This window comes from Parvimonas sp. M20, from assembly GCF_035282425.1.
Taxonomy (GTDB): Bacteria; Bacillota; Clostridia; order Tissierellales; family Peptoniphilaceae; genus Parvimonas.
The window spans coordinates 34,049-51,338 of the sequence record NZ_JAYKBQ010000003.1 but is presented as its reverse complement, the minus strand read 5'-3'; the positions used below and the strand labels follow the sequence as shown (position 1 = coordinate 51,338).

Annotated in this window: 14 protein-coding genes and 3 pseudogenes; all 17 read right to left on the bottom strand. The window is 37.9% G+C overall.

Annotated features, from left to right (window positions below; translation table 11 throughout):
- Positions 1 to 25: 25 nt before the first annotated feature.
- Complete coding sequence (locus VJI93_RS02335) at positions 26 to 553, bottom strand: PadR family transcriptional regulator (protein WP_323998965.1); 528 nt, start codon at positions 551 to 553, stop codon at positions 26 to 28.
- A 12-nt stretch (positions 554 to 565) separates the two neighbouring features.
- Positions 566 to 1,198 (bottom strand): GyrI-like domain-containing protein, encoded by a 633-nt coding sequence (locus VJI93_RS02330; protein ID WP_323998963.1) that lies wholly within the window; start codon positions 1,196 to 1,198, stop codon positions 566 to 568.
- A 136-nt stretch (positions 1,199 to 1,334) separates the two neighbouring features.
- On the bottom strand, positions 1,335 to 2,246 hold the full coding sequence (locus VJI93_RS02325; RefSeq protein ID WP_323998962.1) for a conjugal transfer protein: 912 nt from the start codon (positions 2,244 to 2,246) through the stop codon (positions 1,335 to 1,337).
- A gap of 15 nt (positions 2,247 to 2,261) precedes the next feature.
- Positions 2,262 to 3,263, bottom strand: coding sequence for a bifunctional lytic transglycosylase/C40 family peptidase (locus tag VJI93_RS02320; protein WP_323998961.1), 1,002 nt, complete (start codon positions 3,261 to 3,263; stop codon positions 2,262 to 2,264).
- A gap of 131 nt (positions 3,264 to 3,394) precedes the next feature.
- A pseudogene (locus VJI93_RS02315) lies at positions 3,395 to 5,338 on the bottom strand (FUSC family protein); the annotation flags it as partial.
- Positions 5,339 to 5,340: 2 nt separating this feature from the next.
- Positions 5,341 to 5,487 (bottom strand): annotated as a pseudogene (locus tag VJI93_RS09375) (ATP-binding protein); the annotation flags it as partial.
- Between the two features lie 85 nt (positions 5,488 to 5,572).
- A complete protein-coding gene (gene ltrA / locus VJI93_RS02310) occupies positions 5,573 to 7,297 on the bottom strand; it encodes a group II intron reverse transcriptase/maturase (protein ID WP_323998959.1) in 1,725 nt (574 codons plus the stop codon).
- A 508-nt stretch (positions 7,298 to 7,805) separates the two neighbouring features.
- A pseudogene (locus VJI93_RS02305) lies at positions 7,806 to 10,103 on the bottom strand (ATP-binding protein); the annotation flags it as partial.
- A complete protein-coding gene (locus tag VJI93_RS02300) occupies positions 10,087 to 10,479 on the bottom strand; it encodes a conjugal transfer protein (RefSeq protein ID WP_314882202.1) in 393 nt (130 codons plus the stop codon). The gene VJI93_RS02300 and the pseudogene VJI93_RS02305, both read right to left, overlap by 17 nt.
- 88 nt (positions 10,480 to 10,567) lie before the next feature.
- Positions 10,568 to 11,065 carry an antirestriction protein ArdA gene (locus VJI93_RS02295; RefSeq protein WP_323998955.1) on the bottom strand — a complete coding sequence of 166 codons (498 nt, stop codon included), beginning with the start codon at positions 11,063 to 11,065 and terminating at the stop codon, positions 10,568 to 10,570.
- A 15-nt stretch (positions 11,066 to 11,080) separates the two neighbouring features.
- Positions 11,081 to 11,302, bottom strand: a complete 222-nt coding sequence (locus tag VJI93_RS02290; RefSeq protein WP_006906978.1) for a hypothetical protein — start codon at positions 11,300 to 11,302, stop codon at positions 11,081 to 11,083.
- Positions 11,303 to 11,356: 54 nt separating this feature from the next.
- Positions 11,357 to 12,520, bottom strand: coding sequence for a MobT family relaxase (mobT, locus tag VJI93_RS02285; RefSeq protein ID WP_442953993.1), 1,164 nt, complete (start codon positions 12,518 to 12,520; stop codon positions 11,357 to 11,359).
- A gap of 228 nt (positions 12,521 to 12,748) precedes the next feature.
- Positions 12,749 to 14,125 (bottom strand): FtsK/SpoIIIE domain-containing protein, encoded by a 1,377-nt coding sequence (locus VJI93_RS02280; protein ID WP_037619364.1) that lies wholly within the window; start codon positions 14,123 to 14,125, stop codon positions 12,749 to 12,751.
- A 35-nt stretch (positions 14,126 to 14,160) separates the two neighbouring features.
- Complete coding sequence (locus VJI93_RS02275; RefSeq protein WP_037619362.1) at positions 14,161 to 14,541, bottom strand: YdcP family protein; 381 nt, start codon at positions 14,539 to 14,541, stop codon at positions 14,161 to 14,163.
- A 16-nt stretch (positions 14,542 to 14,557) separates the two neighbouring features.
- Positions 14,558 to 14,872: a YdcP family protein gene (locus tag VJI93_RS02270; protein WP_037619360.1), complete on the bottom strand. Its 315-nt coding sequence runs from the start codon at positions 14,870 to 14,872 to the stop codon at positions 14,558 to 14,560.
- 382 nt (positions 14,873 to 15,254) lie between these two features.
- Complete coding sequence (gene efp, locus VJI93_RS02265) at positions 15,255 to 15,812, bottom strand: elongation factor P (RefSeq protein ID WP_323998944.1); 558 nt, start codon at positions 15,810 to 15,812, stop codon at positions 15,255 to 15,257.
- A gap of 81 nt (positions 15,813 to 15,893) precedes the next feature.
- Positions 15,894 to 17,282, bottom strand: a complete 1,389-nt coding sequence (locus VJI93_RS02260; protein WP_323998942.1) for a VanW family protein — start codon at positions 17,280 to 17,282, stop codon at positions 15,894 to 15,896.
- Positions 17,283 to 17,290: the final 8 nt, after the last annotated feature.

Below are 17,290 nucleotides of genomic sequence, written 5' to 3'. Positions count from 1 at the left end.
ATCTCCTCTGAAATTTTTTTGGATTTCATTGTGATTGTAAAGTTTGAATTTCGGACTCTAACCAATTTAGCTCTGCTTGAAGCATGGTCAGACCCAAACTGAATAACTGTCTGGCAGACCTTGGCAGACATTGTCCTCCTGCTTGTTGATTCTTCAAAACTTGCAAATCCTTTTTCAAAATATATTTTCGTTTCATAAGAGCCTGCAATAATTCTTTAGAGGACATATTCTGACTATTTGCCAATGCAGTCATAAAATGTGAGTTCGTCGGCTGTCGTTCTACTAAACGCTGACGTGTTTTTTCAATCAAAACTGTTAATCCCAGCTTTGTAATGCTGTACTCTTTTTTATCTTTTCCCTTTGCCGGTACACTCTTTGCCAGACCTTTCTTCTCCAATTTTTCAAGTACATAATAAATTGAAGAAAAACCTACGTCTGTCCATTTTCTCATGCCTCTATCAACAATAAGTTTTTCAATCTGATAGCCATGATGCGGTTGCTCTGCCAATATACCGAGGATTAACTCCTCTGTTAATGATGTCTTGATAACCATTTTTTATTCTCCCTATTTCTTTTTAATCGGATGTCTGAGAATAGTTTTCAGTTTGGCAGGCTCTGTTTTACGAAAATCGCTGATATAGATTTCATGGTGCATACGTTCATCTGTAATATCCAGTTGATAGCCTTCATTTTCCATATAAGCATGCATTCGTTCAACTGTTATAGGCTCATCATTATAAGAACCGACATGCAAACATTGAACACATAGACCTTCGTCATAAGTAAAGTATTCCACGTTGGAAAAATCCATTTTTTTCTTAGTTGTCGCTTGCTGGATAGCCCAGTCAAAATTTTCTTTACTTACGAAATCCGGCAGACGAAGGAGAGAGATAAATCGAAAATCGCTTTTACGTTCAAAATCAACACCTTTAATACCTTCCTGCCACCAAAAACCTTCTAATGGTGGCACAACAAAATCAAAGTAGCCATTCATTCGGTAATCTGTATTTTTACTCATTTTGATAGTATAGGCAAGTGGGTAAAGTAAGTTAATGGCTTGCTTATACTGGCTACCTTCCTCATTAGGATTTCCTTTACCTCGAACTGCTAAAAAATTCATTTTGGGAATCTTAACAATCATCGGATTTGTCTTAGTTGGATAAAACTCCTTAAATTCTTTTTTAAAGTCATAAGCCATGGGCAACTTCCTCCTTTGATATTTATTTTCTTTATATATATTCTATCACTAGAATATGATTTTGTCAAAAAAAGTAAAAATAAGTAGTCCATGTGCCAATCAAAAATGATTGACACATAGATACTCTAAAGACTACTTACTTCACAATCTTCCAATTTCCCTCATTCTTTTCAAGCGTCAGGCTGAACTGTGAAACCTGTGTCGCCTTGGTCTGTGGGTCAAGATATTTGACCGCTAAAGATACCGTAATCTGATTTTCCCTGCGATTATAAATTGGATTGACAAGTTCCTGAAAAATATACTCTTTACCGACCGGATTTAAGATTCCATCCTCTACATAATAGGACAATTCCTTTTGCGTAGCGGTAGGATAGAGCTTGAAAAATGTAGTTAAGAAGTCTTTTATCTCATTTGTGGTAACGGAATCAACTGTACCGTCACTGTCCAACATCTTTGGTTGATAGGAAGATTTTGCCGGTGTGCTGGTGATGGTAGGATTTTTGATTATCACCATATTTCCGGAAGCGTCCACATAGACACTTACAAAATAAGAGGATTGCACATTTTTCTTGCTTTCTCCCTCTGTAATAAGCTGTTCTACACTGTATGTCACATCAAAGGTATTATTACCGGTATCTTTGACCACCCATATCTGAAAGTCTTGAAGTACGGAAGATACAGGTATATCCTTTCGCACTGTGTCATTGTTAAGAGCTTGCAGTTCTTCTGTCAGATAGTTTTTTAGTGTTTTGTTTCGGTTATCAATTGAGAAGCTGTTTTGCTCCCATGAGTAATAGAATTTTGCAAATTTCTCTACAAAGTTTTCTACATTATGGGTATCCATATATTCCTTTTCTATGATTTTGGTTTCGTGAATGGTATGGGTATCTATTGCTGTGAAATGCTTAAATACCGCAAAGCCAAAGCTGATTCCTAAGAGTATCCACAATGCAATCACTATTTTTCTTCGAGGATTCACCTTATGAATACGGGGCTTCTTGGTTTTTAAAAGCTGTTTCTTATCTTTTTTATGATTGATGAATTTCATGTTTTTATTCCTTTCTTATCGTTTGATTCGTCCTGCTCCTGCGAAATGTTGCCTCCAGTAGGAACTTGTCAGGTCGGTGTAGCCTATCGGGTCGCCGGCATGATACATGCGGTTATTTCCGATATAGATTCCGACATGAGTAATATATGTTCCTGCATTATAGGTAGAATGGAAGAATATCAAATCTCCTGCCTGTGCGTCCGATAATGAGATATGTTGGGTGGCGTCATACTGTGCCTGTGCGGTTCTTGGCAAAGAAATACCGGCTTTTCCATAACACCATTGCACCAGTCCCGAACAGTCAAAAGAAGTAGTGGGAGAAGCTCCGCCATATACATACTTCCAGCCCTCATATTTGAGAGCTTCATTCATAATCGCTTGTGTGGTTTTATCATCAAATTTAGCTGTTACAAGGTACTGTTTGACCAAAGCCACATAGAACATATTTCCATAATTGTATCGCCAGCCCCCGTTGATGGAGATGGCAATAGGATTGGAATAGCTCACCCTTGTACCGCCTGAATGTTCCTTTGCAAAACTTTGAGCCAGTTCAAAACTGTATTTTTTCCCACGACGGGCAACATAATCCAAGAAGCCACCGCCATAGTTATAGGATTGAATGACACAATCAAAATCCACGTCTAAACGCTTACTGCTTGCCAGAAGCTCACTGAAATATTTTACCCCTTGTTTGATAGAGCTTTCCGTATCCAAAGAGTTCGGGGGAAGTCCCAGCGATTCCGATGACTGCATAACGTCCTTTACCGTACCACCGGATTCCACCTGTATAATGGCAAGCAATACATTTACATATTCACTGACGCCATATTCTTTTGCGTATTTATCTACCATTGGCTTGTGTGCCAAAACCTCTTTAGAAACGGTCGCACCGCCAAATTGACCGTTCCCAAATTCGCTGTCCTGTTCATCAGAAACTAAGATTGTGATAAACAAGAGCAGAGAGAAGATAAACACGAAAAAACCGGAAAAGCCGATGAGAAGATGTTTTAATTTCATGACGGCTTACCTTGGTCTTTTTTTATTCTGGCGGATTTTAACGGTCTGCTTTTAATATTCACAGTCTGCGTTCTTTGAATAATAGGAGATTTTCTTGTCATTCTAAATTGTGGTGGATTTTCTCTTGATTTCTCTGACTTTTGTATGGTTCGCCCCTGTACATTTGTTGATTGAGGTTTTCTTACGGATTTTTGCAACTCTCGCCCTTGAACAGTTTGCTTTTGTGCTGTCGTTGGTCTTTCATGGACAGATGAAACAGGTCTTTTCTCTATTTTTGCCATTTCCATTTCCAAACGACGGTCGGCAATGGTCTGTCGTCTTGCTTTTTGCTCCTGCTTACGCTTGTTTGCTCTGTCTATTCTTGCTTTAGAGATACCACCGGTAAAATCATTCAGATTTTCTCTGATTTTGTTTTTCCCTTGAAAGATGGTATATCTTGCGTTTGTCGGCAGGTCAGCGACCTGCTCTTTGAATTGGCTGACAGATTCTGCTATCGTATCTTTCGTATCCGCTACTGTTCCGACACTTTGTCCAAGCCTTGCTCCAAGTGAAGTAGCCTGTTTGCTTTGCGGTCTGCTGTGGTCGGTCTGTGTTTTTGGAGAATGTACCGAGCCATCTGTATCCCTGTTTCTTTTACCGGCAACCGCAGAACCTACGCCAAAAGCAGTCATAGAGCGTCCTAGTGTTCTTTGCAGACGGTGCATTTGTGCGTGCATAAGCATACGAGGTTTTCTCATCATACGGCTTCCGACACCTTGTGAATCATTGCTTTGCAGAGAAAACAGGCTCATCAAATCGCCCAGCTTAAAGTAAATTCCGGCAAAGGTCACTATCTGTAAAAAGGCAATCATAAAAAACGGATAACCGGCAGACAGCGTATATAGCATAGTCGAAATGCTAAAGGCAACCGTGATAATTAACGTAATTCCTGCACGGGTCAAAATAGTATTAAAGAGCTTTGTAATGGCTCTTTTGCTCATACCGTCAAAGGTCGGTATCATGCTAAGCAGGAAGCTGACGGGCAAAAACATGGCATAGATGATAAAAAGTATCTGTGAAAAAATCATAATGCCGGTCAGAAGAAAGACAAAGATAGAAATGCCGATATTAAAGAGGAACAGAAAAAACACCGTTCCCAACCTGCTGATTGTCTTTGTGATGGTCATGTTGGTGTTGTTATTATCCTCAATTTCTTCTTTGATAATTTTTTCCCTATCCTCACCATTATTGGAATCAGGACTGGTAGACAAAAGGTTTTCCACACGGTCAGCTCCAAGACTATCCATATCTGTTGTTCCGTATTGGAGCAGCAGCCAAGGCTGTTTGACCTGAATGGAAAACAGACTGTCCCTGATTAAATCCACACTGTCTTTTCCTTTTGCTTCGGAATCCGGCAAGGTAATTTTCGTACCCAGTGATAAGCTGGCATTGCTGATGTCCGATGAAAAGTCATTGATTTTTGTAATATAATCCGGAGCATAGGCAATGAATGAAGCGGACAGGATAAATACCAGTACAAAGTTTACAATCGCATGAATCGCTTTTGTTGTTTCCTTTTTGATAAGTCCCGTATAGGTGACATAGATACCAAGTATCAGAATGAAAATCAAAAGAAAACCCACATAGAATCCCTCTGATGATAAGCCACTTGAAGTAACACCGGCTAAAGTTTGCATATTTTTTCCGATAGCGTTCGCTGTGGAAGAAATAAAATCCAGAGAATAGGCTTCTTTGACCAGATAACCAGTGGCATTTGAAATATACAGGCTGATTGTCCAGATAAAATTGGTAATCGCATATAGTCCATACATGACCTGTTTTCCAATTCCATCAATCCAGTTCCACGGCAACCAATCCCAAGAGTTATCTACATAAAAATCAAGCTGGTAGTTTGATAGTGGGTATTTGCTGTACTCGTTTGCTGTGTTTACCGTATCATCAACCAATCCTGCGGCATGTGCTACCGTTCCAACCATAGATAGGAATAGTAAGCTGATGATAATAATTGCACCTGCTGTCAGTATGACTTTACCAATCCATTTGAGTATTTTTGTTAAGTCCTTTTTTTGTTCCATGCTTACACCTCGATTCTTGCAGGCGGTCTGGTATCAAAGGCATGTAGCAGTTCTTCAAATACAGGGTGAAACTGTATCACTCCAACACGCCCATATAAATCACTTATAAGACATTGACCGTTTTCCAAGTTACGCAGACGTTTTTGGTTATAGTCGAGTGAGTCAGCGGTATTACTACCGCTTTCTCCTCTAAGAACCGTACGTGAGAGTTTCCCCTCATACGGCTCAAGCATTTTATAACTCTTTCGAGCGGCTTTCAATGTATATTCGTTGACAATCAGCATGTACATACGCCATGTTTGTCACTTCCTCTTTTCCACCATCAGCTTTTGGAACTTTAAAGAATATCTCTCTATTTTCCGCAACCTCAAGTGGCATTCCACAGTGATAACAACAGCCTTTTTGATTTCTCCATATTATTTTAAAACGACCCGAAAGACGTTTCATTCCTTGATTAAATTTTCGTTCTGTAAAATATTCTGTATCAAGGTATGGATTGGCTGAAAGTTTGATTTTTGTGTGTCTTACTATTGGTGTATGGTCTACTCGTATAAGCTCGTGTTTGTCCGTACTGAAAACCCAGTTACGACTTCCTTTTCTATGCCAATATCTTGTAGATATCCACCATTTGCCTTTCTTAGGGTGTCTTCTTTTTGCCCATCTCCATAGTAATTCATACAGTATATAGTCTAAGTGAGCAAATGCTTCGCTTGCACATACTGATTGATGGTAATTTGTCCACCCTCTGATTTGTTGATTTAACTTCATAATTAACACATCTTGATTCCACGCTTTTCCTCGTCTTAGTATTGTATCAGATAAACTCCTTACAACTGTTTGAATAGATTTCTTTGATGGCTTTACAATTAGTTTTCCCTTATATTTACGGAAATTCCAACCAAGCATATCAAATCCATCATCAATATGTGTAATAATAGTTTTTTCTTCTGATAATTCTAATCCTCTTTCAGTTAAGAAATTCTTAATTAGTTCTTTTGCTTCTTCTGCGATTTCCTTAGTTGCTGCTGTAACAATAAAATCATCAGCGTATCTTACTAAGTTCACTTTATGAACATTTTTTAATCTTAGGTCTATTTTTCCTAACCTATTTGTGTGAAATTTGTCAGATAAGACTTTTTGCATTCCATCGAGTGCCATATTTGCTAAGATTGGAGAAATTACTCCACCTTGTGGCGTTCCATCTTCTGTAGGAAATAGTTCCCCTTTAAAAATAAATCCAGCCTTTAAAAACTGTTTTAATATTGACTTATCCATAGGAATATTTTCAATAAGCCAGTCGTGGCTTATGTTATCAAAACAGCCTTTTATATCGCCTTCAAGTATCCATTTAGGGCTTGTTTTCCTTGATAGTGCGTGAAAAATCCACTCGCAAGCATCTTGACAGCATCTACTTTTTCTAAATCCGAATGATTTAGTATCAGCAGTTGCTTCTGCCACCGGTTCTAACGCAAGTGCATATAATGCTTGCATTGCTCTATCATACATTGTTGGAATACCAAGAGGGCGTTTCTTTTTCTTGTTTTTCTTATCGATATAGACACGTCTTAATGGTTTGGCTTTATAGCCTTTATCCGTTAATGAAAGCATTGCTTTCATTTTCATTGCAGGTGTAGTCCACAATTGTTTATCTACTCCCGCTGTTTTCTTGCCCTTATTCGTTGTTACACGTCTTACGGCAATAGCTTTCGCATAAAATGAATGTGTCAGTAAATGTTGAAGTCTTTTTACTGTGAAATAGTTCTTTTCCATTGTTGCCTTGACAATCCTGACTTGTAGCCTATTCACTTCTTTTTCAGCTTTCTTCCAGTCAATAGTTTTCCATTGATATGAAAGCTCTTTGTTGTTTGGCAATCTCTCAGCTTTCGCTGTCGTTGAATTATTACCTTTCATAGGTTTACCTCCATTTCTTGTCATAAAATACCTAAGATAAGTCTGCACTCTTTCGAGTCAGGGCAAATTTTGAACCCCTATGCACCGCCATTACAGCAGTACCTTTCGCTTTTTATCTTTTCCCCTACCCTCTATGTCTTTTGTTACTCTTACGAGTTTCATACCTTTTGTTATAAAAGGAACATATAGGGCTTACCACGTTCTACATAATGAATAATTATGAATGCCTTAGGTGCCATCTTTGAGCCGAGAGGATTTTCGTCCATTTGTTGTTAGAAGCTGAAAGTTCCAACAACCACCTCTGCACCATTTTGGTGTAAGTATATCAGCCTTATTTCACTTATTCCCTGTAACGACTCTTACGATGAATCACTTTACGTTCACCATAGCACTCTTATCCTAACAGTACGTCCAACTTAGGCTGTTAGATTTTCTGTATTGTCCCATAGGCTCACCAACGAAACCGTTACCAGTTAAGCGGTCTATGGTAGGATTACTCCAAATGGATAGAGTATCTGTTTATTACAGCAATTCATTATGCAACTTCGTGTCGCACTTCATCTTCGGGGTCAACACCAAAAAATTCCAAAGTCTTTTTTATCTCATTGATATCTGTGGAGCGAAAAGCAAATTTTAATCCCAGATTGTTTTTGAGTTTTTCATCTAAAAGGTCATCTGTATTTTGTGTCACGAAATACACACCTGCATTCATGGCACGACCGGCACGCACTAATTTCATAGACAGGGTCTTGCCTTGAGCTACCTGCAAAAAGCTCCATGCTTCGTCCAAGTCCACAATCTTAAAAACACTTCTATCCGTATGGATAAAGTCCAAGGCAAAGGTACTGATAACAATAAGCATTGCCACGGATAACAACTCCATTGTGGTATATTCTTCAAAATCCGTTTCCTTATCCGGAAGCACCAAATCTGCAACCTGTATGATATTTAGCTGTTCTTCCAAGCTGATGGATTGTTTCACTTCGCCGTCGCTAAAGAGAAGATGGGCAAAATCATAGTCGGTAAAACTTTCAATATGCTCTGCAATACTGATGGCTGTGGTACTTCCTTCAACTCTCAATTCCTCAATGACCTTTAATAAGCCCCTTTCTTCACTATTTGTTACGGCACGGATAGCTTTTCTAAGGACAGGGAAGCGGTCGGAATCACGGGAAGAAATTCCTGTTAAAAAGGTCAAAATGTCAATCGCAAGAGATTCTGAATCCTTTGGATTTTTCATAATCACATAAGGGTCAAGCAGTCCCATGTTTTTCCTTTCTGATGTCAGATTGACAATATTTATTTCATGAGCAATTTCAGGCAGGGTTTCTTTCCAATTTCCACGCTCCGCTTTCGGGTCAACGATAAGAGCCTGTGCCCCGAAAAGTACCGCATAATAGACAATCATGTTATTCGCAAAGGATTTTCCACCACCAAGAGAGCCGACAAAAGCAGAAGCTAAGGCATTGGTTACAGAGCCTTTTACCCCCTGTGAAGCAAGAGCCGGTTTCAGATAAACATTTCTTCCTGTATCCAGACTGTAGCCGACATAAATTCCGTCTTTTTCACCAAGCATTTGTGTTGCTCCAAAGCCAAGTCCGGCAAGAAAATCCGAAGTCACATACTGGATATAGTCATTCATATAGCGTTTGCCGGCTGGCAGAAATTCCCCCTGTAAGCCAATCATATCGCCAAACGGTCGCACCAGCTTTACACTTAAATCATCATAAAAATCTTTCACTTCATCACAACGTCTTTTCAACTCATCAATATCATCAGCGGATACTCTTACCACATAAGAGAGCTTATACATGGATTCCTTGCTTTGGTCTAAATTACTTTCCAACTCACTTACACTTTCTAAAGCGTCGGCAACATTGGAGCTAGTTTCATTGTCATTTTGCCAAGCGTGGTTATCTAAATCTTTCAACTCCTTTTTCTTATTTCTGACTGTCCCCAAAGCCTTTTTATTAGCTACAATTTCAACATTCATTGAGGTATCAATCGGAAAGGTGAATTGCTGTTGCTGGTAGTAGAAAATTTCACTTGACGGAAAATCCAGCTCTCCGACAACGCTGTTGATAGTAAAGTAAGCTACATAGACTTCTCTTTCTTCCTGCTCAATCTTCAAATACCTTTGCTTTTCTTCTATCAGGCAACGGGTAGGCTTGATGAGGTCATAGTATTTAATCAGCGTTTCTCCATCTGTCTTTTTCTTTGAAAGATGGTAGGTGTAATCTTCATAGGCAATACCGGTCTGTCCGTAAATATGCTCTATAAGGTAACCAAAATCATCTTTGTTTAACGGTCGGATTTTGAATCTTCTGGAAATCTTGTTTGAAAGCAATTTTTCCATTTTTGAGTAACGGAGAATTTCATCATTATTCATACTGACGAAATCGCCCATCAGATAGTGGTTGACATCATAGATAAAATCCAAAGCCGCATTCTTAGCTTCTTTTGTAAATCCTTTGACAGATAAATCCTGTTCGCCGGAAAGGAGCTTGAATCCTATATAAAAGCGGTAGTCCACCTGATTTTCTCCAATCATGGAAATCAGAGCCTCTGTCTGCTCATCAATTCTTTTTTCGGCAACTTCTTTTAATTTTCCGACCGCTTCCTTTTTGGAACGTCCCTGAACGGAGCGTATGCTTGATTCGGTACTGATTTGCAGAGCGTGAATTTTCCCGTCACGATTTTGTGCGATAAGCTGTTTGAAAGAATCATGCACCTGTAATTTCTGCTCCGGGCTTAGAAAAGAATAGTTGTAGGGAAGAAGTTCATAGTAGGCAAAGCATTCCCCGTCATGATTCCAGACCAGATTATTTTCAATATATTTAATTGGATATTTCATCATATTCACTCCTAACTGCTGTAATTGCTTCCTGTATATTGCTTTTTCTTAGCTGTATGGTTTTACCTGCATAGGTCAGCTTTGGTCTGAACCAAAAGGAAAATACCGACTTCAAAAATCCGTAAGGCTTTTTCCCGTCGAATGTTTTCTGGCTCATAAACCAAGTCAAGATGACAGGGATTCCAAAATATTTTAGAAATGCCCCATCAATCAAAGATAATGGCGGTAAATTTCCAAAGATTATGACTGCAAATACAGACACTACAAACCATGTCATTTGCGTAAAGGTGATGGGAAAAGGCAACTTAAAATCATTGATAGAATAAAGTACCTTTTCCACCGACCAGATATTTGTGTAGCTTCGTATTTTTTTCATTTCTGTTATCCTTTCATAGAAAAGGGATAGTCCGAAAACTACCCCCTTAAATAAAAATATCTGCCATTAATGTTGATATTGGCAGACATCAGTAGATGATTTCAAAAATCCCACGGCTTGTATGGATAAAAGTTCCTGAAAGCTCCAAGTCATGACCAAAGGATTCATAATCAATATAGTTTTGTAAATTTGCCGGCACTTCACCAAGCATTCCCGTTTCCTCAATGTAATAACGTGCCACATCTGCCATATCATCACAGCCGGAATGCAGGATAATATCGTCCTGATGTTCGCTTAGTTCCTCAATGCTTGAAAAATGCGTAAGCAGAGCGGAAAGCTCTGACTGCAAATCTTCTGGCAGGTCACATACAAGCTCATAAAGACGGTTAAGTTCCTCAAGAGGGGTATATTCGTCAATGTCAAAAGGAAGTTCGTAATCATGAATGGCATACTCCTCATACTCATCATTCAAGCCGATTTTTTCTCTGACTTCTTCAAAATCCACGGGGAGCTTAAACCAAGCCCCCACGAGTTCTCCTTCATTGTACTTACCGAGGTTGGCAATATATACCTGCATATCGTCCATTTCTTCACACCCTTTCTAAGCTCCGATGATTTTATTGAATAACTCCAATAAAATATCCTTGACACCGGCTGCGTTAAATACCAGTCCCACTGCGATAATCGCAATGATAAGAAAGCCGATAAGTTTGGAAAATTCACGCTTAAAGCCAAGATACAAGCCAATCACAACAATAGCTAAAAGCACCAGTGATTGTGCGTTTGATAAAAACCAGTTATAAAGATTTTGTCCAAAGTTCATTACAATATTCTCCTCTCTGATAAAAAATAAGTTTGTTTTGAAAATGTAATCATACTAAACGATTACGTCTTTGATATTTGCTGACTGTTGTTTAAGAATCTGCCTGTGCTTATCTGTCAGCTTTGCATGCTCAAGCAGAGTATTTACCGTCTGTGTCTGGTTGATTTCGTCCAGCTTTAGTGCCACCTTTAAGGTCGGGGCTACCTGACGAGCCAGCCAGTTCAGCGTGCGTTCATAGGTATAGGGTTCTGGCTTTGTCGTCAGCTTTAATCTTTCACGGTGATTGCCGATAAACCAAGCCCACTCATCATTTAATTTCCAGTCACAGCGTGGTCTGTTATCGTCCCTGTCCACAAAGCGGATATAGCGGTTGATAATCTTAAAGGCGGTCTGTTCCGGATTGTCAAAGACAAGCAGGTCACGAACGGCATAATAGGCACGCTCATTTTTCAGACGGATTTCAAATCGGTTTTTCACTTCTGCTTCACTGATGGGAATATGATTTTTCTTGTACTGCTCATAATCCTTTTCATAGATACAAAAGTAAACCTCACTTTGAAGAGAACCGATATAAAGCGTATTTCCCATACATTCCTTTTCATCTTTACGTACCAGTTCTCCGCTTCGGTAGCTTTTGAAACTGCGAAAGACGGAAATACATTCTTCCTGCCTGCATTTTTCGGTAAGCAGAGGAATATTCAAAATGCCGGTTCGGTCATTGATGGCTAAATCCAGTCTTTTCATCACACCGCCAGCCGATAAAGCGTCCATGAAAAATTCGTACCAGCTTCGCTCCTGTGCCAATAGATAGGCTTCAAACTGCCTGCACCCACGCCCCTTTAGCTCTACTAGAATACCCTTGTTAAGCTCCTGTGAGCAGAGGACAAATATATCCCCTAAAGCGTAATGCTCTGAATAAGAGTAAAATCCGTAATCCTCATGAAGAAAATAGGACAGCTTTAGTCGCAGGATATGTTCTATGACGTATCTAACCTTTGTTGTCGGAAAGCGAATTCTTATATAGTCGAAAATAAGCTCAAGGGGAGCATTGGGATTAAAACGCTCCAAGGTTTCAAGAAGCGACTGCTCAAGTTCTTTTGACGGTGATACTTTTCCTGTTTCAATATTGCTTAGATATTGCCTTGTAATGCCTGTACCACTTGCCAGACGGCTTTGTGAAATACCATAAGCTAATCGGGTTTCTTTTAACTTTTCGATATGATTTTCTTTCTCCAGTAAAATCCCTCCTGTCTAAAAAAGCACATGTCAACTTTGAAAGCTCATCTGACACATGCCTTGATTCTTATAATCCCTTGCCCAAAAGGGATTAAGCGCTTATAAATTGATTGTTTTTTGTCGATTTGTACCCCCCTGTTAGATACGGGGGGGTGAATGGTTGGCGTGGCTGTCGCCACACCAACCGGCAAACAGTCCGCACGGCAAGGCTTACGCTTCGCACGCCTTTTGTGCGTTCTGCCTGCCGTCTGTGAGTTTCTTTATCTCCTCCAAGAAGTCATGTCCTTTTGGGACAAGTGGTGTATAAAATTCGGATATGACACTTGTTCCCACATCAACATAACCACGACCTTTGATTTGCTTTAAGAAAAAATCTTTTTGTACATCACTTCCAAACATCATGCCATATCCCATTTCAGACATACGACCTAAAGCTACCCTGAAATTAAATTGGTCACGGATACCATCACCAAGATATTTTGCGTCCGGTCTTTGACAGGCTAAGATTAAGAAAAAACCTGCCTGCCGACCTAACATGACTATCTGTTTTAACTTGTTTAAGACAGCGGTATTCTCCTTTGTCCCAAGCATTTCCATAAAAGCGACATATTCATCAAAAATCAGAAAATGAGCCGGAAGTCCCAAATAGGCATAGTTTTCACCTGTTTTGTAGTTTGCCATTTCTTTCATAGCCGTACTGCGTTCCGTCATTTCCTCATAAAACCTGTCAATGCAGGAAAGTATATCTTCCTTTTGGTAATAAACATCTTTCATGACAGAACCTAAGTCTGCAAGGTCGGCGTTTTTCGGGTCAAGGATATACAGTTTTGCATTTGTACGGAGCAGGGCTTCAATGAGTGTCAGGATAAAATATGTTTTACCGCCACCTGTACCGCCTGCAATTAGCATGTGAGGGAGTTTGTCATATTCCCACCAGATATTTTTCATTAGGCGGAGCTTTCCATTTTTTGCCTGTACTTCATCAATGGATATGCGGTTGGCAATCATGTCATAAAGCAGGGTATATTCCACATAGGAATCTTTCAGCTCTTTTTCGGTCAACTCACAATATAAGCCACTCTCTAACTTTTTCTCTAAATGCAGGAGCTGTTCCTGATACTTGCCCAGCGTAATTTCCACACGTATCTGAATCAGACCGTCTTTCATGCGGTAATAGATTTTTGGGAAGTAGCTTATCTTTTCCTTTGTCCGACCGGAAGAATCTTCAAAAATACCCTCTGATTTTACCTGTTTTGCTTCATACCATTTATTTTCCAGTATCATTCTGGCTAATTTCTGACGATGGTAGAGTTGTTTTATCCAGTCATAACGATAGCGTCTAATCACAAAAATCAGCGACAGACAAACAATACCGGAAAAGATACAGCTTAAAGCAAGGTAGAGAGTATTGATTTCACTTACCTTTAGTAAATGAAAATCCTGCCGGTTTATCTCTAAGATAGTTTTTGCATGAAACAGGGATACAACAAGAATAAACACCGGCAGGAGTATAGATATGGCTGTATGAAAGACCAAATCTTTATCGCTTACTCGAATCCGTTTACCGGAAAAAAGCCACTGTTTCATGTGCGTATTTCTCCTTTCGATTTCTTCTCTTTCTCTTATTTTTCAATGGCAGGCTCTTTTTTAGGAGCTTCTTTTTTGAAATTTCCCGTATCCTTTGCCAGAACAATGTCATCTGCCTTGATGTACCAGTCCACCTCTGCTCCCTGAAAGGTTGCGGTTGCTACTGTATCGGCAACCGGATTGACAAGCTCTACATGTGCGTTATAGTCAAAGTCTTTTAGCGGAACACCGGCTGGAATGCTTACCTGAATCATTCGTCCCTGTCCCTTGGATTTAAGGTCATAGGTACGCTCCTTGATTTCTTCCGAAAGTGTGCCATCTTCTTTTTGAATGCGTACCTCACGACGGAGTGCGGAGAATTTCAGCTCTCCAAAGGTCGCTTCCTTTTCTAAAACAATACCGTTTGCTAATCTCATTTCTTTTCCTCACTTTCTATGCTTTTATCATGTCGTCTGCTTCCAAAATATAATTGGTAAAACCTCGTGTGCCGATTTTATATCCCTCTGCTCTGATACGGGGATTGATGAGCTTTACTTTTTCCTCAAAGGCAAAGTTCTTTTCGCCTGCCTCTGCCGGAAGTGTTACCACAACATCATCAGCTCTCTGCACATCGGAATAGAGGTTATAGCTTCTTGATAAGATGGTAAGCTGTCCGTTGATTCTTCTTTGTATGACCTTATCCTCACCGGCAAATTCCAAGTTTCCAAAAGTCTTTTCCATGTTGGGAATAACATATTTTAGTTCCATATTTTTCGTCCTTTCTGTGATATATTGATTTTTATATTTTCAGTATGCCTGTCGTGGGAGAGCGACATTTCTTTTCATAAGTTTTTCTTGTCATCATTATCACGACCTTTCAAATTGAGTAAAAAAATAGACACCTCATATTTGAAGTGCCTACCTCTTTTGAATATTCAATTTGTATTGGAAGTGCCTTTTTAATCTTCACCTTTCAAGGAAAATCGTCGTACCAAAGCTCATTCATACGTAGTAAATCAGTAGTAATTTGATTGGTTTTATCCTTGATAGGGTGTAATGCTTCCAGTGTTTATGCGGATAATTGGGATTTTATGATGTTTTTATTGTAAAAAACGCAAAAAGACAAGCTTGAACTTGTCTTTTTTTAATATTAAACTCTTGAAAGATATTCATTTGTTCTTGTATCAATTTTTATTTTATCTCCATTGTTTATGAATAAAGGAACTGTAATAACTGCTCCAGTTTCAACTTTTGCAGGTTTATTAGCACCTGTAGCTGAATCGCCTTTAACACCAGGTTCAGTTTCAACAACTTCTAATTCAACAAAGTTTGGAGCATTAACTTGGAATGCTTTACCATCATGAAATCTAATAGTTGCATTGTCATTTTCTCTTAAATATAAAAGAGCTTCCTCTACAACATCAAAGTTCAATGGTAATTGTTCATAAGTTTCTGTATCCATAAAGTAATATAATTCACCATCTGAATATAAATATTGCATTTCTTTAGTTTCAATCTTTGCAACTTCATATTTATCATTTGGATTAAAAGTCATCTCTCTAGATCCACCATTTTTAACGGATTTAATCTTAGTTCTTACAAAAGCAGCTCCTTTTCCAGGTTTTACATGTTGAAAATCTATAATTTGGTATACATCGCCATCCATTTCAAATGTAGTGCCTTTTCTAAAATCTCCTGCTGAAATCATTAATTTTCCTCCTAATTTTATGAATAACTCAACAAATATTATAGCATATTATATCAAAAATATCCATATTTTTGTTTGTTTTTAATCTTTTTTTTCAGTTTCCTCAGTAACGGCTTTCTTTTTTCCAACCTTAACAACTTGTTTTTTCGGTTTATAATAATCGCTGTTTAATAAAACAGGATCTTCATTATCTTTTTGCTTATATGAAGAACCTCTATAGCCAGGGAATCCCTTTTGGACAATTACTTTCTTGCCTTCAGGTAAATTTGGATCTTCTATTTCCTCAATAGGCATTGGTATTCTAGATACATCAGACGTAAATAATTTTATGTTATAATTTTTCTTATCAGTATCGCCTAAAATTTTAAAAGTTATTTCTTTATTAGAAACATAACTCATTATGACTACAGGAAAATCAAAAGTGTTTTGGAACTTTAAATCACTCTGTCCTTCATAAAACATAGCATCTAGACCAATAGTGCAGTAAGGAACTCTCATTGAATGTTGATTTCTTTCAACTATTTTTAAATCAGATTTTACTAAAGCTTGATACAATGTAGAGCTAACCTGACATATTCCCCCTCCTATTGAATCAACAATTTTACTATTTATAAAAGAACTAGCTGGTTTATATCCAGTATTTGATGAAATTTCACCTAATTGTTTAGAAAAAGAGAATGTTTCACCAGGATTTACTACAAATTCATTAATTTTGCCAGCAGAAATTCTTATATTAGTATTTCTATTAGGCTGATTATCAAATTTTGTTGTAGCTTCCCCTATTACTCCCTTTATTGAAGTTAATAAACTTTTATCAATTTTCTTGTGTTCAATGACTTCAGTTGGAATTTCGAAATTAAATTTAACTGGAGAATTTTTAAAATTTTCTATTATTTTATCTTTTTCAACTTTTAAACCAACTTTACCATCAAGTATAGATACTTTTTCATTAGAATAAGAAAACTTTTCATCTATTGGTTCAGAATTTAATTTCTTAGATACTTCTGAAATAATGCTATTTAATTTTGATAAATCAAAAGTAGACTTAACATCAAACTTTTTAGGATTTTTTATCAAATTTTTTAAAGTTTCAATCCTTTCATCATCGGATCCTGACCTACCTATATTAAAAGCTTCATTAACTAAATTTTCATAATTATATGAAAAGTCAATATCTTTAGGAAGAAACTTCTTTTCATAATTACCATGTTTTAAAGTGAACTCGCTACCCATTTCTAAACTTTGTTTTATTTTATTTAAAGCTTCTTCTTTAGTTAAATCTTTTAAATCAATATTATTAATATAAATTCCTTCATAGAATTTATCATATGTTAAAAGTTCTTCTTTCTTTAAATTTTTAGTATGTCCTGTAGCATTACTTAATGGATTTCTATTAAGCAAAAAATAACCCGATATTGTTACTATTAAAAATATTCCTAATACAGCAAATATTTTTATATATCTTTTCATATATCCTC